We start from the raw sequence: 19,827 nt of genomic DNA, 5'->3' as shown, positions 1-19,827 counted from the left end.
GATTTTAACGCAAAGAGCGCTAAGTTTTTCGCAAAGTTCGCAAAAGGTTATTAAATAAAAAAAGACACATAAAATAATCTATGTGCCTATGTGTTTTAGAAAATGTTTTTATGCATTTTTAATGTTGATGATTTCTTGTTCGGTTAAGAATCTCCAATCGCCTCTTGGCAAATTTTTCTTAGTTAAACCTGCGAAAGTTACACGGTCCACTTTTAAAACATCGTATTTTAAGTGTTCAAAAATTCTACGAACGATTTTTACGTTTGAAGTTTTCATTTTCAAACCGATTTCACTTTTTGGCTGATCTTCAATATAAGTAATTTCTTCCACGTAAACTCTATGATCGTCAATCGTTAATCCCTTTTGGATGTGTTCTAAATCTTCAAACTTTAAGTTCTTATCTAACGAAACTTGATATACTTTCGATGAACGTTGGTTTGGAGCGGTGAATTTTTGGATAATTTCAGTATCATTGGTAAACAACAACAAACCGGTTGTGGTTTTGTCCATTCTTCCCACAGGTTGTAATTTGGCTTTAGTTGCATTTCGAACTAAATCCAAAACATTAGCTGAGCCTTGCGAATCATCTCCTGCTGTAGAAAAGTTTTTTGGCTTATTTAATAAGATATATTCTTTCTTTTCTGGCGTGATGTTTACACCATCAAACTGTACTGAATCGGTCAATTTTACTTTGTAACCCATTTCGGTAACAACAACACCATTTACTTTTACATTTCCACTTTGAATGTAAATATCCGCATCTCTACGGCTACACATTCCCGAATTAGAAATATAACGATTTAGACGAATTTCATCTGGATTAGATGGTTTTTTTGGAGATTTTGGAGCTTTAGGCGCTTCTTTAGCTGCTTCTGGTTTTGTTTTAAACTTAGAAGGTGCTTTACGAATTGGCGCATTTCCTCTTGAATTACTATCTTTTTTGTAACCTCCTTGTCTTCCTGAACCTGGACGACTTTTATCGCTATCTTGATGACGTGACATATTATAAACAATTTTTGCAAAGATATAACTAATATGTGGAAATCAATTTTTTGCCGTGAATTAAAACCGTTGGTTCAATTAAAACAATGCAAAAAACCCCTGAAACAATGATAAATTTCAATAGAAAATGAAGTTTTAGGTACTCCGGCTTTGAAGCTGCTCTCCATAGAAGCAAAAGAAAAAACAGCAGAGCCATTAAACTCAGATAAAAGTAAATATCCATGTAACCTACATCATACACTTCAATTAAAAAATAAACAGGAATTAGAGTAGAAATCGTTAAAACTGAAATAATAGACTTCGCCATTTTTTCTCCAAAAACCACTGGAATCGTCTTGTAATCGGCTACCAAATCCCCTTCAATATTTTCTAAATCTTTAATTAATTCCCGAATTAAAATCAATGAAAATAAAAATGTAGCATGAGCAAACATTACCTCGTAAAAGTTTTTATAATACATCAAAATTCCAAAGAAAGGCAAAACAGCCAAAACAGCGGCCGTGATGTTTCCAATTAAGAACATTTTTTTCAATTTGTGCGAATAAAACCAAATCAAGAAAATATAAGTCGAAAAGAACAAAACCGCACGCCAAGATATGAAAAACATCAATAAAGCGACAATGAAATTAATTCCGAAATAGACTTTCAACTTGGTTTCCTGACTCACCAAACGGTCAATCATGGCTTTTTTTGGGCGATTGATTAAATCCTTTTTCGCATCATAAAAATTATTAATAATATAACCCGAAGCAATGGTTAAAGTAGAAGCGACCACGATTAAAAACAAACGCCAATCGAGAATAATATCCAACGCTCGTTTCTCAGGAGCCAAGATGAATATGGCTGAAAGATATTGTGCTAACGCCACGACCCAAATATTATATCCTCTAATCACAGAAAAGAAGCTGAAGATTTTAGTAAGGACTAACTTGGATTTACGGGTGAGCATTTTTACTTATTTTTTCTTTTATGAATTTAACAACTGTAACCAAAATCATCATACAAATTAAATAAGTAATCAAATTGTCGAATGGATCTGTAAAATAATTCCAAAAATTAATTTGTAATTCCTTCGGAATGGTATCGTTTATCAAGTAATTGTATCTTAATTTGTAAATTTCGATAAGCAATAACTCGTTTAAAGGAGTTAAAAATACTAATGAAAGAATTGAAACCCAAATAAGACTATTTGAAATTTTTTTAATAAAAAACAACAAACCTATTAAAGGCAAAATGAACGGTAAAAAAAACTCTAAATAACTTGAAAAATAAAATGAATTATCATTCTGATTTTTATCAATTGTATGATATAAAATTAGTTCTAATAAGTATTGATAATTCAGCAAAACAAACAAAAAAATCAATAAAAGCAAACGTTTTGGGTATTGGCGAAGTTGGGGCATTCAAGGCACAAATGTTCAATCTAGCACAAATTTTGATTAGGATTCCAATGCTCAAATTTACTACTTCTGCCCCAATTTTGCCAATACCGTGTTAGTGGCAGTTTTATTGTTTCGGCTTCTTTGTCAAGTCAATATTAAAGTTTGCATTAATGATTAACCCGTTGTTATTTTGAAATACATTTTGACCGTTTATTTGTCTGCCGAACTGAACGGTTTGATTTAAATATCCGCCTTCAATTCTAATGTTTTTGTTAAAGCGATACCCAAGTAGAATTCCAATTCTATTCTGGTCAAAGATATTAGCATTTACATTTTCTCCAAATCCAACAAAAATTTCGTCATACAATGCAATGTAAGGTGTCTTGTCTTTTATTTCCTTTCCTTTTAAAGGCACTTGAAGTCTTACCATATATCGCATTCTGTTTAGTAGTGGAAATTCATCTTCCTTTTCTACGTTAGCTGAACTATATCGTCCAACAAATCTTTGCTCTAACATAAAACGGTGAGAAAAATCTACTATACCTTCCTTATGAGATAGTTGCACCATTTGAAATAATCTGTGTTCGGTAAAATCTCTACCAAGTCCGTTTATAGGTATTTCGCCATAGGGAAATGTTTCTATCCAAGCGTAACCTGCTCTAATCAATACTCTTGGATTGAGTTGGTAATTTACGCCAACTCTTAAAAGACTTTGTTGCCATTCTGTTATGTAATTATCCCTACGCCATTGATATTCGGTATGTAATCCAAATTTTTCTGACAATTTGAAAGTGCCAAAATAATTGTACCAACCAATGTTTTCGTGGGTTTTTATACGATTATTTTGACCTGTAACATTATTACTAATGAAACAAGTCAAAACAAGTATAATCAATAAATTTCTATTCATTTTATTTTACAAATTCAAGTGTTCCGTCTGTTAAACGATAAAATGCACCTACAATTTTAATTTCACCTTTGTCTTCCATTTCTTTTAGAATAGGACTTTTTTCTCTAATTTGTTGCATAGCATATTTCACATTGTTTTCACAAACGTGTTTCACAAATTCATCATTCTTTGAAGTTTTTTCTCCTGCAAAATCTTGGCTCATTACCACAGCTGGTTTTATTTTTGCAAGCATAGCAGTAATATTTCCTAATTTTACGTTATCAATAGCACCTTTCACAGCACCACAATGTTGATGTCCCAAAACAAAAACTAATTTTGCACCTGCAACTTTACAAGCAAACTCCATACTTCCTAAAAGGTCTTCATTTACAAAGTTACCTGCTACTCTGCCTACAAAAATGTCGCCTATACCTTGGTCAAATACATCTTCAACTGGCACACGACTGTCTAAACAACTTAAAACAACTGCTTTGGGAAATTGTCCTGGTGCTGATTTACGAGCCTGTTCGCTATGGTCTCTTTGAGTTGTTGTTCCTGACTGAAAGCGTTTGTTGCCATCTACAAGATCTTTAAGAACTGCGTCAGGTGTCAAAGCAGCTTGTTGTTCTTTGGTCATTACGTGATTAATTACTTGTTCTGTTTTGTTTTCTGTTGAAACTTCTTTTTGTGTTTCCGTCTTTGCTCCTTGGTTACAAGAAAATAGGGTTAATGAAACCATTGCTGTTGCTAAAATCTTTCCGTACATTTTTGAATAAATTTTTGTTTTGCCTACTTCTTAATACGGTGTTCGGCTAGTCCGTTTTATGTTCAATTATCGTTAGTTTGACTTTTTTAGGGTGTCTGCGAAAATTGCCACTAACTACAATATTTAATAATTATTTTGGAATACCTAAATCCATTATCCACAAAAGAAAAATAGGAATTTTCTAGAGGATTTAAAAATTCATTATTAAAAATTTCTTTTTTAAAAAAAGCTTTACTCCAGCTGTTGTAAAACAACAAATAAGCAATAGAAAAGCATTTTAAAAAAACAATGTAATATTCCATTAAAAATTATAAACTACCTCTAATTTATAGTCTTTTAAGGATTCTTTTGCTTTGTCTAAATCTTGGGTAAATCCTAAAATATAACCGCCACCGCCAGAACCACATAATTTCAAATAGTAATCGTTCGTGTCGATTCCTTTTTGCCACACTTGGTGAAATTGCTCTGGAATCATAGGTTTAAAGTTATTCAAAACTACTTTTGATAATTGTTTGGTATTTTCTAATAACGATTTTACATCGCCATGCAAGAAATTTTCCACACAAGCATCGGTATATTTTATGAATTGTGATTTTAACATCGTACGGAACCCGTTATCCTTTAAGTTTTCCATGAAAATCGAAACCATTGGAGCTGTTTCGCCCACAATTCCTGAATCAATTAAGAAAACCGCACCTTTTCCTTGTGTACTTTGACTTGGGATTCCGGTTGGTTCAATATTGTCTTTTGAATTGATTAAAATTGGAATACTCAAATAACTATTCAACGGATCTAAACCTGAACTTTTTCCGTGGAAAAACGATTCCATTTGAGAAAATATTGCCTTAAGTTGCAATAATTTCCCCCGAGTTAAATTTTCTAAAACGGTGATTTTATCATTAGCATATCTATCGTAAATAGCCGCCACTAAAGCACCACTACTTCCTACTCCATATCCTTGCGGAATACTTGAATCGAAATACATTCCGTTATTTACATCATTTTGCAATGAAGCTAAATCGAAAGTTACCAACTCAGGTTGCTCTGTTTGCAATTGCTCTAAATAAACAACGAATTTTTTTAAACTTTCGTTAGATTTAATAGCGCTTTCAGACGAATTTCCATCGTTCTTTAAAGCACCATTGTAAAAATTATAAGGAATTGAAAGTCCTTTCGAATCTTGGATAATTCCGTATTCTCCGAAAAGTAATATTTTTGAGTAAAAAAGTGGTCCTTTCATTTTTTAGTATTCAGTTTACAGTTTATAGTAATCAGATTTTTAATTTCTAGTATTCAATGCTTTCAATTAAATCTTCAAGATTCAAAAAATTACCATTTTCATCAAGTATTACATTTTGACAAACAAATGTAACTTGATCCTCAGATAATTTATCTAAAAGACCCATTTTTTCTAATTGAAATATACATTTAATTCCTTTTATCACCTCTGGATCTTCTGTCTCATTGAGCAATTTCAACAATTCTATCTTTTCTAATTCAACGTCCATTTCAATAAATTTATGTTATCTTTTTAGGATTTTGTCTAGTGTCAAACACGGATACAATGTAAATTTTCATGTAATCAAAACGATAAAAAATAGTAACTTGTTTGATGACGACGCATTTATGGTAATTACTACTTTTTGATTTTGGAAACAATTCAGGCGATTTTTGAATTAAATCTAAATTCACCTTTAATGTAACTAAAAATTTATCACTAATCCTAACAGACCATTTATCAATCAGATAATCAACAATCGCTTTAATTTCAGTTTTGCTTTGGGAAGAAAAAACCAACTCTCTCATTTCCAACCAAAGTACTGCTTTATTTCTTCGTAGGAATGAACTCTACCTTCAGCTATATCACGTTCTCCTTCTTCAATTCCTTCTTTGGCATAATTAGGCAACTCATCCCACCAATCCTTCTTTTCATTCACAAAAATATTCTTAATGTAAGTTGCAACCGAAAGATTTTCCGTTTCTCTCAGCATTTTCATAAGCTCTAATTTTTCCAATCGAATATCCATTTTTATTGAAATCTATGGTAAATATACGAATTATTTTAATTGATTTGCACCATTCCCAATTTCATCGCAAATATACTGACCATTTTGACAATAGTCAACTAATTCATCTTGAATAAATTGCAATACATTTTCTTTTACACTTTCAGGATACAAAACGTGTACATTGGCACCAGCATCTAATGTAAAACAAACGGGAATTTGTGTTTCATTTCTGAACTTCCAAATTTTATTGATAATTTCTAATGTATTGGGTTTCATCAAGATAAAATATGGCATTGAAGTCATCATCATGGAGTGTAAAGTCAAGGCTTCGCTTTCTACAATTTTGACGAATTCTTCTATATTTCCAGATGTTAAAATCGCTTTTATTTTGGATAAATTTTCGTGAGCTTGAGCAAAACGTCTTTCTGCATACGGATGATTGTGCATTAAATCGTGCCCAACCGTACTCGAAACTTGCTTTTCTCCTTTATCGACTAACAAAATCGTGTCTTGATAGTTTTTGAAGTTTTGATGAATTTCTGAAAATTCTACTCCAAACAAATCCGAACTTCCGTTAATTTCTGCATGATTTCCCCAAACTACTACTTCACCTTTGATGCTTCTGCACGCGCTTCCGCTTCCTAATCTTGCTAAAAATGAAGCTTTTGAATAAAAATAGTCGTCAGAAATCGTTGGATTAATAGCTTTTTCCAAGCTCATAATATTCATGGCTAAAGCTGCCATTCCAGAAGCAGAAGAAGCAATTCCTGAACTGTGCGGAAACGTATTTTGTGTGTCGATTTTAAAATGATATTCTTTCAAAAAAGGACAATATTTTTCGATTCTTTCGAAGAATTTTTGAATTTTTGGTTTAAAATCTTCTTTCGGTTTTCCTTCAAAAAGTAAATCGAATGAAAAACTATTGGTTTCCGATTTTTTAACTACTTCCAACTTCGTAATTGTCTTACAATTGTTTAACGTAAAACTTATGGAAGGGTTTGCTGGAATTTGATTTTCTTTCTTGCCCCAATATTTTACTAAGGCAATATTACTGGGTGCGCTCCATTCGAAACTAGCCGATTCAATGGAATTATATGAGTTTGCGATAAAATTTTTTTCGGTAAGCATAGCTTAAAATTTTGACAAAAATACCGATTTTGATTGATTTGTTCCCTTGATATTTCGTTAATTTGCCTATAAAATTGAAAACATGAACAAATATCTTAAAATAACATATTGCGTTGCCATTTCTTTGGCGGTTGGTTACTTATCGAGCAACGTAACACAATCTAGTATAAAAACCTGGTATCCAACAATTGAAAAACCAATTTTCAATCCCCCAAATTGGGTTTTTGCACCGGTTTGGACTATGCTTTTCATCCTAATGGGAATTGCTGCTGGAATGGTTTGGAATAAGTTAGAATCGAACAAAGAATTGGTAAAAAAAGGATTGTTATTTTTTACAGTTCAACTTCTTTTGAATGCTTTATGGTCTTATTTATTCTTTGGATTAAATAATATTTTATTAGCATTTATTGAGATTATTCTGCTTTGGTTAATTATTTACGAAACGTATTACATCTTCAAACAAGTTGACAAAAAAGCAGGATATTTATTGATTCCGTATTTGGGTTGGGTTGGATTTGCTACAATTTTAACAGGAACTATTTATTGGTTGAATCGATAGTTATAAGCACTTATTGAGCGATATTCTCAGCAACAATAAATCCGCCTGTCCAAGCATTTTGAAAGTTAAAACCACCTGTTATTGCATCGACATTAAGAATCTCTCCAGCGAAAAACAGATTTGGTAGCACTTTGCTTTCCATAGTTTTGAAGTTAACTTCTTTTAAGTCGATTCCACCAGCGGTAACGAATTCTTCTTTGAAGGTGCTTTTTCCGTTAACCTGAAATTCAGCATTAGTTAATTGTTCGGCTAACGTATTTAGTTGTTTTTTGTTGACATCGGCCCATTTGGTTTCTTCAGTTATTCCGGAAGCTTTAACCAAATTTTCCCAAAGACGTTTAGGCAACTCGAAATGTGCGTATTTAGAGACTAATTTTTTAGAATTTTCTTCTTTAATGGTTTTCAACAAATCGATTGCTTCTTCAAAATCGGTTTCGTTTAACCAATTCACTTGAATGGCAAACTGATATTTTTTATCTGCCAATTCTCGAGCTCCCCATGCTGAAAGACGTAAAATTCCGGGGCCACTCATTCCCCAATGCGTAATCAACAAAGGTCCGGATGCCTGCAATTTTGACTTTTTAACTTTTACCGAAGCAACCGTGGAAAGCCCCATCAAATCTTTAATTCGAACATCTTTAACATTAAAAGTAAATAATGACGGTACTGGCTCTATTATTGAATGTCCTAAATTTTGTAATAACTCCCACATTTTTGGATTACTTCCCGTTGCCATTACCACTTTTTGACAACTAAAAGCCTCATGATTCGTTGAGATTTTCCAATAATTTTCACCTTGATACAATTCCTGAACACTATGTCCAGTTAAAACATCGATTTTTAATTTTTGAGCTGCTTTTAAAAAACAATCTATAATCGTTTGCGAAGAGTTGGAAACCGGAAACATTCTACCATCTTCTTCAATCTTTAATTCTACTCCATGCTTTTCAAACCAGTCAATCGTATCTCCAGAGCAAAATTGATGAAATGGTCCTTTTAATTCCTTTTCGCCTCTTGGATAAAATTTCACTAAATCATTGGGTACAAAACATGCATGTGTAACATTACAACGACCACCACCAGAAATTCGAACTTTTTCTAAAACGCTTTTTCCACGTTCTAAAATAGCTACTTTCAATTTTGAATTTTTCTCTACAATATTAATTGCAGTGAAAAATCCGGCAGCACCTCCGCCAATGATGATAATATCGTATTTTGAGTTCAAATGATTTATTTTTTGCAAAGTTATAATTATTTAAATTGTTTAAATTTAATAATCGAACATAAAAAAACTACTATTTATTTTTTTATAAATAGTAGTTCAAGGCAATTATATTTTGTTTAAAAAATAAATTTAATCCAGTTTTCCTTTTCATTAGAAGTAACTCTAGCAAAGTAAATTCCTCTATCTGATAGCTGCAAGTTCAGTTCATTACCCGATAAAACCAATACCGATTTTATTTTTTGACCCGTAATTGAATAAATATCTAGATGAATGTCATTAGCAGATAAATTTAAAACATTTCCTTTTACGACGCTCACTTTTACCTCTTGTTGAAAATCAACTGAAGATAAGGTGCCCGGGGTAAATCCATAATTGGTTCCAATCAAATCCGCGGATTTTCTGCTACCATTAAAATTTCTTATGATAAAATACCAATTATTCACATAAGTAGACTGAGGAATTAATCCACTAGTTTGAGTAAACTCACTAAAATAATTTCTAGTTGCTAAATTTAAAGTTGCTACATATGCACCAACAGAGCTATTCCAAGTTAATGGAACTAAAGTTCCTGGATCAGTCCAAATATCATGATAATCCCATGTTGATGAAATCCCGTCTGTTTCTAAACCTGTATAGAGATATAAATTAGGGTCTCCTAATGGATTAAATAAAGAATAATCTCCTGTTGAACCATACGTTACAGTTATAGTACCACTATTCATTCCAAAAGGATTCGGAGTAACTATCAACTGAGATTGAACAAACTGAAAAAACAAGATAAGACTAATAAGTAATGTTTTTTTCATAATGATAATTAATTAAGTTAATAAATATTTAAACTAAAAAAGAAAACTTTAAAAATTACTAATTTACCAATACAAAGTATTGCCAAGGCAAAATTGTGTAAACTTGTTTTTCGTTTAGCCCCATCATTTTACCTGTCATATAATTTATAAATTCACCTGTAATCGCAATTTTTGTATTTATTGGATTGTTTGAAAAATTCGCAATATAAACTACTTTTTTACCATTTTTTTCACGAACAAAAGCTAAAACATTCGTATCATCATCTGTTTTAATTCTAGTATATTTAGCTTTGTTTTTTCCTCCATTCAACGCAGGATTTTCAGTTTTTAGCTTTCCTAATTTTGCTCTTAATTCCCAATCTTTTCCTTTTGTTTTTGGAATAGAATCTTTTTCGAAAAACTTCAAACTGTGATTCAAACCATATTCATTTCCACTGTAAATTAATGGCATTCCGGGCATCACATAAGATAAAGCAGTCATCGCTTCTTCTGCTTTTCCTAATCTTCCTTTAACCGTTCCATTCCAAGAATTTTCATCATGATTGTCAACAAAATTCATAAGAATATCGTCAGCACTATATTTGCTTTCGTTTTCCTTCATGAATTTATCCCATTCTTTTACTGAATTTTTCCCTTGAGCGATTCTATTCATGGTATGATGTGACTCCCAATTGTAAGCCATATCAAACAAACCATCTTTTAATAATTCAGGCTCCCAAGCCTCTGCTAACATGAAAATATTTTTTTCTTTTCGCAATTGTGGGATAGCTTGTTGCCAAAAATCTAAAGGCACATTACTAGCTACATCGCAACGGAAACCATCAATGTTTTCGTTTTTAATCCAATGCAACATATCAGAAGTCATTTCCTTGCGAAGTTCTTGATTATCATAATTCAAATCTGCTACATCTGACCAACCCCATGACTTTCCTGTTTCTGGGTTGATTGGATCGATGATTTCTCCTTTAGCATTTTTTGTGTAATATTCTGGATGTTCTTTGATCCAAACGTGGCCCCAACCTGTGTGATTTGGCACCCAATCCAAAATCACATACATTCCATTTTCATGAGCTGTTTTTACTAAATTTCTAAAATCTTCAATTGTTCCAAACTCTGGATTTACTTTTTTGAAATCGGAAACTGCGTAGTAACTGCCTAAATATTTGTGTTGCTCTTCTTTTGGCATTTCAGATGCAAATTTGCTATCATCGCCACCAGTAGCTTTTCTCTTTGTTTGTGAAATTGGAAAAATAGGCATTACCCAAATGATTTTTACTCCTAATTCTTTTAATTGCGGGATGTCTTTGGTAAATGCATTAAACGTGCCTTCAGGAGAATATTGGCGGATGTTTACTTCGTAGATAATTCCGTTTTCTTCCACTTCGGGAGAAAATTTTGCAATTTCTTTTGGCGTTTCTGTTGCTGATGGTTTATTTTCATTTTTGCATCCGATAACCAATATAGCAGTTAATGCAATGACAATTTTCTTAATCATATCTTTTTATTTCAATTCTAAAATCATAGACGTTTTACCTTCAATCGATAATTCGTTTTTCAAATCGATTGTTTTTCCAGAAAGAATATCACTTCCAGAAATAAATGATTTTATGTTCTCTTGAAAACGAGTAAGGTTTAACTTTTGAGTATCCGGTGCATTATTAATGACTACCATTACCGTTTCTTTATCGTTGTGACGGAAATACACATACACATTATTTTCAGGAATGTAATGCGTTAATTTTCCAGTGTGAATCACTTCTTTATTTTTTCTCCAATTCAATACTTTCTTGGAAAAATCGAAATATTTTGCTTGTTCTGCTGTTCTTCCACTAGCAGAAAAAGCATTGTTTTTATCCTCTTTCCAACCACCAGGAAAATCTTGACGAATATCGGCATCTCCTTTTCCTTTATCGCCCGCCATTCCAATTTCAGAACCGTAGTACAATTGTGGAATTCCGCGCATCGTTGCCATAATGGTCATTCCTAATTGGTACTTTTTGAAATCGTTTTGATAAATGTGATTAAAACGACCAGTATCATGATTTTCTAAGAAAATCAATAAGTTATTTGAGTCGGCATACAAGAAATCGTTAACGAAATTCTCGTAAAACTTAATCATTCCGTTGCTCCAATCCGCTCTATCTTCATTAAAAACGTTTCCAAAAACATCATGTAATGTAAAATCCATTACACTTGGACAATTAGAATTGTAGCTTTGAATTTTAGCAATCGGACTATCTTTTTGCCAATACGAAATTTGGGCTTGATCGTGCATCCAAACTTCACCAACAATATTAAAATACGGATATTCGTCAGTAATTGCTTTTGTCCATTTTGCAATTCCTTCTTTATCGTTGTACGAATAGGTATCCACACGGAATCCATCTAAATCGGCATACTCAATCCACCAAATCGCATTTTGAATTAAGTAATTCAATACCAAAGGATTCGACTGATTTAAATCGGGCATGCTGGGTACAAACCAACCGTCCATACAATATTTAGCATCGCGTTCTGAACCATTAATATCGTATTGCGTGGTCATGCGATAATTACTTTGGACATAACCCGGAAATTGATGAAACCAATCGTAAGTTGGCATATCTTTAAACATCCAATGTTCGGCTCCCCAATGATTCGTAACGTAATCTTTGATTAATTTCATGCCACGTTTATGCATTTCATCGGCTAGTTTTTTGTATTCTTCGTTGGTTCCGTAACGAGGATCAATTCTGTACACATCAGATTGTCCGTAAGTGTGGTACGAATAGCCTTTGTCGTTATCTTCACACATGGGTGTACTCCAAATTGCTGTTGCACCTAATTCTTTGATGTAATCTAAATTATTAATGATTCCTTGAATATCGCCACCATGTCTTCCTCCTGGTAAACTTCTATTAGCTTTTTCTTGTAATTCAGGTGAAGAATCATTGTTTGGATTTCCATTTGCGAAACGATCTGGCATTAACAAATACATCACATCAGAAGCATCAAAACTTTTACGAAGTGCCGAATTTGGTTTTCTTTTTTTGATTTCGAAATTTCTTTTGAAAGATTTTTTACCATTGGTAAACGTAAATTGCAATTCTTGCGCTTTTACATTTTTGGTATCAATTGTAACGAAAAGATAGTTCGGATTTTCGGTTTTAGTTACATTCGTAATTACAACATTACTAGAAACTTGTACCGAATTTTGAGCGATATTCTTTCCGTAAAACAATACTTGAACTTCACTTTTATTCATTCCTTCGTACCAAAACGGTGGTTCCATTCGGTCAATTTGTGCCGAAAGCGATAGTGTGAATAAGGTAATTAGTGAGAAAATTATTTTTTTCATAGCTTTTTTATTTAACCTCAACAATACTAATAGCGTAGCCACCACCAGCTGCCGTTCTCAATTGCAATTTAGTCTTATTAGTTACTTTTTGTTTTGAAATTTTGTATGCTTGTGGATTGGTTTTATAATCCGCATCGGCAGCATCAGCGTAAATGGTGGCTTCGTATTTTTTCCCTTTTTCTAAAAAATCTAATGTAATGGTTGATGTTCTAGCATTATAACCGTTTGAATTCCCAACAAACCAATTGTTAGAATTTTTATCTTTTCGAGCAATCGTAATGTAATAACCTGGCTCAGCTTCTAAATATTTTGAAGTTGACCATTCAACAGGAACATCTTTAATAAATTGGAACGCATCTAAGAATCGATTGTAGTTTTCTGGTAAATCGGCAGCCATTTGAAGTGGCGAATACATCACTACATACAATCCTAATTGATTCGCTAATGTTGTATTAACGTGTGAATTGTTATTTGGATTCAATTTGGCAATATCCATTTCGAAAATCCCTGGAGTGTAATCCATTGGCCCACCCAATAAACGTGTGAAAGGCAACAATGTAGTATGATTCGCTTTTGAACCACCAAACGCTTGAAATTCCGTTCCACGTGCCGATTCATTAGCAATCATGTTGGGATATGTTCTGCAAATTCCAGTTGGACGAACGGCTTCATGCGCATTAATCATTATTTTGTAATCTGCAGCTTTTTCAATCACATACTGATAATGATTTAGCGTAGATTGACTGTAATGATGTTCACCTAAAGGCAAAATATTACCCACATAACCCGTTTTAGCAGCGTCATAACCATTGTCGTTCATAAATTGAAATGCCTTATCTAAATGGCGTTCATAATTTCTTGTTGAACCAGAAGTTTCGTGATGCATAATCATTTTCACACCTTTAGATTTGGCATATTCGTGAATTCCTTTCACATCAAAATCAGGATAAGGTGTTACAAAATCGAATACATAATCTTTTTCGTGACCGAACCAATCTTCCCAACCTTCGTTCCAACCTTCAACTAATACTGCATCGAAACCATGTTTAGCAGCAAAATCGATATATTCTTTTACGTGTTTGGTATTCGCTGCGTGTTTTCCGTTTGGTTTAGCTTTTGTAAAATCGGTAATTCCTAATTGTACCGATGGAATTTCATCAGTGTAAGCCCAAGAGCTTTTTCCAGTAATCATTTCCCACCAAACACCGATATATTTTACAGGTTTAATCCAAGACGTATCTTCGATTTTACAAGGTTCGTTTAGGTTTAATGTCATTCGAGAAGCTAAAATATCACGAGCATCAGAACTCGCAATTATCGTTCTCCAAGGTGAAACACATGGCGCTTGTAAATGACCTTTATTCCCTTTAGCATCTGGAGTTAAATGAGATTGAAAAACTAGATTTTCATTATCTAAATTCAGGTGCATACAAGAATAATTGATTAATGCTGCTTCGTGAATGTTGATGTAAATTCCGTCAGCAGTTTTTAACATCAAAGACGTTTGAACTCCCGTATCTGAAAATTGCTTTTGAGAAGCATTATCGGTAACTGCTTTTTTAAACAATCCTCTAATTTCAGTTAGCTTACTTTCAGTAAAATCGTATTCTTGTGTATCATAATCGCCTGGAATCCAAAATGCGGTATGGTCACCAGTCATAGCAAACTCCGTGCGTTCTTCTTTTACTACAAAATACGTTAGGTTTTTTTGTTCTGGAAATTCGTAACGAAAACCTAAACCGTCGTTAAATAATCTAAAACGAATGATTACTTGTCGTTCCGTTCCATTTTGTTTCAGTGTTAGCGCTAATTCGTTGTAGTGGTTACGGATTTCGGTTTCTTCCCCCCAAACGGTTTTCCAAGTTTCATCGAAAGTGTTACGAACTTCGTTTACCAATTTAAAGTCATTTAATAACGACTTTTTATCTTTTTGAAGTTCTAAACCCAACTTACTTTTTTTGATGATTTCTTTGTTTTTCATGAAAAGTTGGTACGTTGGTGTACCATCATTTTCTAAAGCGAAAATCATCTTGAAATTTCCATTTGGCGATTTTAATTCTTGAGCATTCATCCCAAGAATCGAAAAAACCATTACTAATACTGAAACAAAATATTTATTCATATGTTTAAATTTTATTTTTTAGCGGTAACATATGGTATCGCCTTTTTTAATCATAGGTGTTTGCTTATGCAAACTTTTTGTTAATGGCGATTTCATGTCTTACTATTTTATTAATTGCGATTCTCCGTTTACAAAAACATCCACATCTGAATTCCCTTCGATAGAAACGTTAGTTCCTTCTTGTTTTACTTCAACTTTTACAATGGCGTTTCTGAAATTCACCTTGAAGGAATACCCTTTCCATTGTGCTGGAATTTTTGGTTCAAAATGCAATTGATTATTTCTAACGCGCATTCCACCAAAACCTTCAACGATGCTCATCCAAGTTCCCGCCATAGAAGTGATGTGTAATCCTTCTTCTACTTCTTTGTTATAATCATCTAAATCTAAACGCGAAGTTCTTAAATAAAAAGTATACGCTTGTTCCATTCTGCCCAAAACAGCCGCTTGAATCGAATGCACACAAGGCGAAAGCGAACTTTCGTGCACTGTAAATGGTTCGTAAAAATCGAAATGTTTTTCTAATTGTTCTTTGGTAAAATGATCTTCGAAGAAATAGAATCCTTGTAATGTATCGGCTTGTTTGATATATGGTGAACGTAAAATTCTATCCCAAGACCATTTTTGATTGATTGGTCGTTGCGATTTATCTAAATCAGCAACTGTGATTAATTCTTTATCTAGGAAACCATCTTGTTGTAAATATACGCCGTGTTCTTCAGAATAAGGGAAATACATATTATCTGCCACTTTTTTCATTTCTGAAATTTCGGCTTGTGATAATTTCACTTTATTCATGATTCGGGTATAATCCGATGGATATTCGTTTTCAATTTTATTGATTTGCTCAACAGTGTAATCAATACACCATTTTGCTATGTAATTCGTATACCAATTGTTGTTTACGTTATTTTCGTATTCATTTGGTCCCGTAACACCGAGAATTACATATTGATTTCTGTACGTTGAAAAAGTAGCTCTTTGATGCCAAAAACGCGCAATTCCGATTAAAACTTCTAAACCTTTTTCTGGAATATAGGAATAATCACCTGTAAATCGGTAATAGTTATAAATAGCGAAAGCGATGGCACCATTTCTGTGAATTTCCTCGAAAGTAATTTCCCATTCGTTGTGACATTCTTCACCATTCATAGTTACCATTGGATACAAAGCAGCACCATTTTTGAAACCTAATTTTTCAGCATTTTCGATGGCTTTATCTAATTGATTGTATCGATACGCTAATAGATTTCTTGCTACTTGTTGGTCTTTGGTAGCCATATAAAAAGGAATACAATACGCTTCAGTATCCCAATAAGTAGAACCTCCGTACTTTTCACCTGTAAATCCTTTTGGACCAATATTTAATCTGGAATCTTTTCCTAAATAAGTTTGATTCAATTGGAAAATATTAAAACGAATTCCTTGTTGTGCTTTTACATCGCCATCAATGGTAATATCGCTCATTTCCCAAATTTTAGCCCAAGCTTGTTTTTGGTTTTCTGTTAATTGAGAAACGCCAATTTCTAAAGCTTTAGCAATGCTATTTTTTGCACCTATAATTGTGTTTTCATGATTCATTGAAACGGCATAACCGCCAATTTTTTGAATAGTAGTCGTTTGTCCCTTCGTTACCGCAACTTGGTAGCAAAACTGAATCTTTTCTTTCGTTTCTTCAACACTTACGGGCGCTACACTCAAATTTGAACCTTCTAACAAAATACTATTTTGCATAAAAGTAGTTGCCGTGAAATGCGTTTTGAAAGTTCTTGCGGTTACGAAAGCTTCATTGCCCGAATGTTTTACGCTAATTGGTTCCCAAAACTTTTCTTCCCAATTGGCATCTTCGTTATGAACTCCAGCATCCACATAAGGCTTGAAAACAATTTTTGCATCCGAATTCAAAGCGGTGATTTCGTAGTTGATAACCCCAACTTCATCCAAATCTAAAGACAAGAAACGTTGAACTTTTACAGCGATTTCGATTCCATTTGCTAAAGTGGCATTAAAAGAACGATAATAAATTCCTTCTTTCATGTTCAACTCACGACGAAAATTAGAAACCGAATGACATTTAGCTAAATCTAAATTTTCGCCATTGATTTCGATGTCAATTCCTATCCAATTTGGTGCGTTTAATACTTTTGCGAAATATTCTGGGTAGCCGTTTTTCCACCAACCTACTTTGGTTTTATCGGGATAATAAATTCCGGCAATGTAGCTTCCTTGAAACGTTTTGCCTGAATAGTGTTCTTCAAAATTAGCGCGTTGCCCCATAGCACCGTTTCCGATACTAAATAAACTTTCAGAAGATTTAACTCGTTCTACATCAAATCCTTCTTCAATAATCGACCAATTGTCGGGTTGTATATAATCTTGATTCATTTTTGTAATATGTCAATTTGTTAATGTGTCAATTAGTTAATTTCTTAACCAATTAATTGAGATAAAAAGGTTTCATCAATAAAAGTGAAATCTTTAAAATTGTACTTTGCTTCGTGTAAGACGGTGGCATCACCGATTCCTACACTAATCATGTTGGCAATATTAGCCGCTTGAATTCCCGCTACTGAATCTTCAAAAACGATGGCATTTTCATTGGAAACACCAACCAATTGTGCTGCTCTTAAAAATACTTCCGGATCTGGTTTTGCGTTGGAAACGTCATTTCCATCAACGATAGCATCAAAAAAGTGCATAATGTTAGTTTTTTCTAAAATAGGTCGCGCGTTTTTACTTGCCGAACCCAAAGCAATGAATTGGTTTTTACTTTTCAGATATTCCAATACTTTTAGTACACCTGGAAGAATTTCGCTTTCGTCCATGTCTACTAAATAGGAAAGGTATTCTTCATTTTTTTGAACCAACCATTTGTTTTTATCTTCTTGGGAAGCTTGAACATTACCCAATTCTAAAATAATATCTAACGAACGGACACGGCTTACACCTTTTAAACCTTCGTTATGTTCGTGCGTAAATTCGATTCCTAATTGGTTGGCCAACTTTTGCCAAGCTAAAAAATGATATTTAGCCGTGTCAACAATTACGCCGTCAAGGTCGAATATGAATGCTTTTTTCATTTTCTAAATATCTTTTTGATCTTTAACTTTTAACACCAAAAGTGCTGCCAATAGGAAACTTACACCACTCATAACAATAGCATAAATAGCATGGTCGTTATAAACGTATTTCACTAAAGGACCGCCAATTAAGGCATTGATAATTTGTGGAATTACAATAAAGAAGTTGAAAATCCCCATGTAAACGCCCATTTTTTTTGGTTGAATAGAACCCGCCAAAATAGCGTAAGGCATAGCCAAAATACTTGCCCAAGCAAATCCGACTAAAATCATTGAGAAGATTAAAGCTTCTTTATTTGGCATAAAGTATACAGAAATCAATCCGATTCCACCTAAAACTAAAGAAAGCGCGTGTGTTTTTCTTCGTCCAATTTGTTTTGCTATGTAAGGTAACGCAAAAGCTACTACAGCTGAAACTGCATTGTAAACTCCGAAAATAATCCCAACCCAATCTCCTGCCGATTGATATTCTGGACTTTTAACATCATTAACAGATAATCCATAAAGATGTTGAGCAATCGCAGGAGTTGTAAAAACCCACATACCAAACAATCCAAACCAGGAGAAGAATTGTACCCAACTTAGCTGACGCATAGTTTCTGGCATTTTAGCGAAATCTGTAAAAACATCTGAAAGTTTGGCTTCTTTGGTTTCACCAATAGCTTCTTTGTGTTCTTTTTCGTCTCTAAATTGTTCTAATTCTTCTGGAGAATATTCTTTAGTAGTTAAAACGGTAACTAAAATAGAAGCCACTAAAATTAGAGCTCCAATAATAAAAGAATAAATTAAGTTTAATGGAACGGCAGAAGTTTCTGAAGGTTGATTACTGATTCCAAACCAATTGGTTAATACATATGGCAACCATGATCCTACCACGGCTCCAATTCCAATTAATGCGGTTTGAACGCTAAAACCTAACGTATGTTGGTCTGCCCTTAAATTATCTCCCACCAAAGCACGGAACGGTTCCATTGCAATGTTAAAAGACGCATCCATAATCATTAACATTCCGGCACCCACCCAAAGAGCAGGCATGAAAGCAATGAAAATTTCGGCTTGCGGCATTAAAATTAAACCAACTGATGCTAGAATTGCTCCTGCTAAGAAATAAGGTTTTCTTCTACCAAATTTAGACCAAGTGTTATCGCTATAATGTCCGATTATAGGTTGTACAATCAATCCCATTAAAGGAGCAATTATCCAAAACCATGACAATTCATGAACATCGGCACCAAAAAGTTGAAGAATTCTACTTGCGTTAGCATTTTGTAGGGCAAAACCCATTTGGATTCCCAAAAAACCGAAACTCATGTTCCAAATTTCCCAGAAACCTAATTTACGCTTTTCCATTATCGTAATTTATTGATTAATAAACCGATAAGCGTTCTATGTGCTTATCAAAACTTATGTTTTTAGAAGTGAAGTTACAAGCTTTGATTTCACAAATATAAAAGGTTATTTTTAATAAATAATTGCTTTTTGTCAAATATTTTTTAATCGAATTGAGTAAAATAAATTTTTA

Annotated in this window: 18 protein-coding genes; 1 reads left to right on the top strand and 17 read right to left on the bottom strand. The window is 33.3% G+C overall.

What is annotated here, in order from left to right; translation table 11 throughout:
• Positions 1-108 precede the first annotated feature (108 nt).
• The 9 genes from ACE3PD_RS07735 to ACE3PD_RS07695 form a co-directional block, all read right to left on the bottom strand.
• Entirely contained in the window at positions 109-1,002 is an 894-nt protein-coding gene (locus tag ACE3PD_RS07735) for a pseudouridine synthase (protein WP_374401173.1), read from the bottom strand.
• A gap of 28 nt (positions 1,003-1,030) precedes the next feature.
• Positions 1,031-1,951, bottom strand: a complete 921-nt coding sequence (locus tag ACE3PD_RS07730; protein WP_374401171.1) for a geranylgeranylglycerol-phosphate geranylgeranyltransferase — start codon at positions 1,949-1,951, stop codon at positions 1,031-1,033.
• 557 nt (positions 1,952-2,508) lie between these two features.
• Complete coding sequence (locus tag ACE3PD_RS07725; protein WP_374401169.1) at positions 2,509-3,294, bottom strand: DUF2490 domain-containing protein; 786 nt, start codon at positions 3,292-3,294, stop codon at positions 2,509-2,511.
• Position 3,295: 1 nt separating this feature from the next.
• Positions 3,296-4,039, bottom strand: a complete 744-nt coding sequence (locus ACE3PD_RS07720; protein WP_374401167.1) for a carbonic anhydrase family protein — start codon at positions 4,037-4,039, stop codon at positions 3,296-3,298.
• 301 nt (positions 4,040-4,340) lie between these two features.
• Positions 4,341-5,279 (bottom strand): mevalonate kinase, encoded by a 939-nt coding sequence (locus tag ACE3PD_RS07715; RefSeq protein WP_374401165.1) that lies wholly within the window; start codon positions 5,277-5,279, stop codon positions 4,341-4,343.
• 46 nt (positions 5,280-5,325) lie between these two features.
• Positions 5,326-5,547 (bottom strand): hypothetical protein, encoded by a 222-nt coding sequence (locus ACE3PD_RS07710; protein WP_374401163.1) that lies wholly within the window; start codon positions 5,545-5,547, stop codon positions 5,326-5,328.
• 10 nt (positions 5,548-5,557) lie between these two features.
• On the bottom strand, positions 5,558-5,845 hold the full coding sequence (locus tag ACE3PD_RS07705) for a type II toxin-antitoxin system RelE/ParE family toxin (protein ID WP_374401360.1): 288 nt from the start codon (positions 5,843-5,845) through the stop codon (positions 5,558-5,560).
• The gene (locus tag ACE3PD_RS07700; RefSeq protein WP_374401161.1) at positions 5,842-6,030 is read right to left on the bottom strand and encodes a hypothetical protein; all 189 of its coding nucleotides are present in this window, start codon (positions 6,028-6,030) and stop codon (positions 5,842-5,844) included. Before ACE3PD_RS07700 ends, ACE3PD_RS07705 begins: the two co-directional genes overlap by 4 nt.
• A gap of 66 nt (positions 6,031-6,096) precedes the next feature.
• Positions 6,097-7,176 carry a diphosphomevalonate/mevalonate 3,5-bisphosphate decarboxylase family protein gene (locus tag ACE3PD_RS07695; protein WP_374401159.1) on the bottom strand — a complete coding sequence of 360 codons (1,080 nt, stop codon included), beginning with the start codon at positions 7,174-7,176 and terminating at the stop codon, positions 6,097-6,099.
• An 82-nt stretch (positions 7,177-7,258) separates the two neighbouring features.
• On the opposite strand from ACE3PD_RS07695, the gene ACE3PD_RS07690 reads away from it, so the two are divergent.
• Positions 7,259-7,735 carry a TspO/MBR family protein gene (locus tag ACE3PD_RS07690; protein ID WP_374401157.1) on the top strand — a complete coding sequence of 159 codons (477 nt, stop codon included), beginning with the start codon at positions 7,259-7,261 and terminating at the stop codon, positions 7,733-7,735.
• 10 nt (positions 7,736-7,745) lie between these two features.
• On the opposite strand, the gene ACE3PD_RS07685 is transcribed toward ACE3PD_RS07690, so the two are convergent.
• The 8 genes from ACE3PD_RS07685 to ACE3PD_RS07650 all read right to left on the bottom strand — a co-directional run bounded on the left by ACE3PD_RS07685 (position 7,746) and on the right by ACE3PD_RS07650 (position 19,655).
• Positions 7,746-8,960, bottom strand: a complete 1,215-nt coding sequence (locus tag ACE3PD_RS07685; protein WP_374401155.1) for an NAD(P)/FAD-dependent oxidoreductase — start codon at positions 8,958-8,960, stop codon at positions 7,746-7,748.
• Positions 8,961-9,076: 116 nt separating this feature from the next.
• Complete coding sequence (locus ACE3PD_RS07680) at positions 9,077-9,766, bottom strand: T9SS type A sorting domain-containing protein (protein ID WP_374401153.1); 690 nt, start codon at positions 9,764-9,766, stop codon at positions 9,077-9,079.
• A 58-nt stretch (positions 9,767-9,824) separates the two neighbouring features.
• Positions 9,825-11,258, bottom strand: coding sequence for an alpha-amylase family glycosyl hydrolase (locus tag ACE3PD_RS07675; protein ID WP_374401358.1), 1,434 nt, complete (start codon positions 11,256-11,258; stop codon positions 9,825-9,827).
• A gap of 9 nt (positions 11,259-11,267) precedes the next feature.
• Positions 11,268-13,103, bottom strand: coding sequence for a glycoside hydrolase family 13 protein (locus ACE3PD_RS07670; RefSeq protein ID WP_374401151.1), 1,836 nt, complete (start codon positions 13,101-13,103; stop codon positions 11,268-11,270).
• A 7-nt stretch (positions 13,104-13,110) separates the two neighbouring features.
• The gene (locus ACE3PD_RS07665) at positions 13,111-15,225 is read right to left on the bottom strand and encodes a glycoside hydrolase family 97 protein (protein WP_374401149.1); all 2,115 of its coding nucleotides are present in this window, start codon (positions 15,223-15,225) and stop codon (positions 13,111-13,113) included.
• Between the two features lie 102 nt (positions 15,226-15,327).
• Complete coding sequence (locus tag ACE3PD_RS07660; RefSeq protein ID WP_374401147.1) at positions 15,328-17,610, bottom strand: glycoside hydrolase family 65 protein; 2,283 nt, start codon at positions 17,608-17,610, stop codon at positions 15,328-15,330.
• 44 nt (positions 17,611-17,654) lie between these two features.
• A complete protein-coding gene (gene pgmB, locus ACE3PD_RS07655) occupies positions 17,655-18,305 on the bottom strand; it encodes a beta-phosphoglucomutase (RefSeq protein ID WP_374401145.1) in 651 nt (216 codons plus the stop codon).
• Positions 18,306-18,308: 3 nt separating this feature from the next.
• A complete protein-coding gene (locus ACE3PD_RS07650; RefSeq protein ID WP_374401143.1) occupies positions 18,309-19,655 on the bottom strand; it encodes an MFS transporter in 1,347 nt (448 codons plus the stop codon).
• Positions 19,656-19,827 lie beyond the last annotated feature (172 nt).

This window comes from Flavobacterium sp., from assembly GCF_041911335.1.
Classification (GTDB): domain Bacteria; phylum Bacteroidota; class Bacteroidia; order Flavobacteriales; family Flavobacteriaceae; genus Flavobacterium.
Note: the sequence above shows the minus strand (reverse complement) of the source record. Positions and strands in the feature narration are given on the sequence as shown.

Coding starts and splice junctions, on each gene's coding strand:
- ACE3PD_RS07735 (WP_374401173.1), bottom strand. CDS start 1,002: ATGTCACGTCATCAAGATAGCGATAAAAGTCGTCCAGGTTCAGGAAGA.
- ACE3PD_RS07730 (WP_374401171.1), bottom strand. CDS start 1,951: ATGCTCACCCGTAAATCCAAGTTAGTCCTTACTAAAATCTTCAGCTTC.
- ACE3PD_RS07725 (WP_374401169.1), bottom strand. CDS start 3,294: ATGAATAGAAATTTATTGATTATACTTGTTTTGACTTGTTTCATTAGT.
- ACE3PD_RS07720 (WP_374401167.1), bottom strand. CDS start 4,039: ATGTACGGAAAGATTTTAGCAACAGCAATGGTTTCATTAACCCTATTT.
- ACE3PD_RS07715 (WP_374401165.1), bottom strand. CDS start 5,279: ATGAAAGGACCACTTTTTTACTCAAAAATATTACTTTTCGGAGAATAC.
- ACE3PD_RS07710 (WP_374401163.1), bottom strand. CDS start 5,547: ATGGACGTTGAATTAGAAAAGATAGAATTGTTGAAATTGCTCAATGAG.
- ACE3PD_RS07705 (WP_374401360.1), bottom strand. CDS start 5,845: ATGAGAGAGTTGGTTTTTTCTTCCCAAAGCAAAACTGAAATTAAAGCG.
- ACE3PD_RS07700 (WP_374401161.1), bottom strand. CDS start 6,030: ATGCTGAGAGAAACGGAAAATCTTTCGGTTGCAACTTACATTAAGAAT.
- ACE3PD_RS07695 (WP_374401159.1), bottom strand. CDS start 7,176: ATGCTTACCGAAAAAAATTTTATCGCAAACTCATATAATTCCATTGAA.
- ACE3PD_RS07690 (WP_374401157.1), top strand. CDS start 7,259: ATGAACAAATATCTTAAAATAACATATTGCGTTGCCATTTCTTTGGCG.
- ACE3PD_RS07680 (WP_374401153.1), bottom strand. CDS start 9,766: ATGAAAAAAACATTACTTATTAGTCTTATCTTGTTTTTTCAGTTTGTT.
- ACE3PD_RS07670 (WP_374401151.1), bottom strand. CDS start 13,103: ATGAAAAAAATAATTTTCTCACTAATTACCTTATTCACACTATCGCTT.
- ACE3PD_RS07665 (WP_374401149.1), bottom strand. CDS start 15,225: ATGAATAAATATTTTGTTTCAGTATTAGTAATGGTTTTTTCGATTCTT.
- ACE3PD_RS07660 (WP_374401147.1), bottom strand. CDS start 17,610: ATGAATCAAGATTATATACAACCCGACAATTGGTCGATTATTGAAGAA.
- pgmB (WP_374401145.1), bottom strand. CDS start 18,305: ATGAAAAAAGCATTCATATTCGACCTTGACGGCGTAATTGTTGACACG.
- ACE3PD_RS07650 (WP_374401143.1), bottom strand. CDS start 19,655: ATGGAAAAGCGTAAATTAGGTTTCTGGGAAATTTGGAACATGAGTTTC.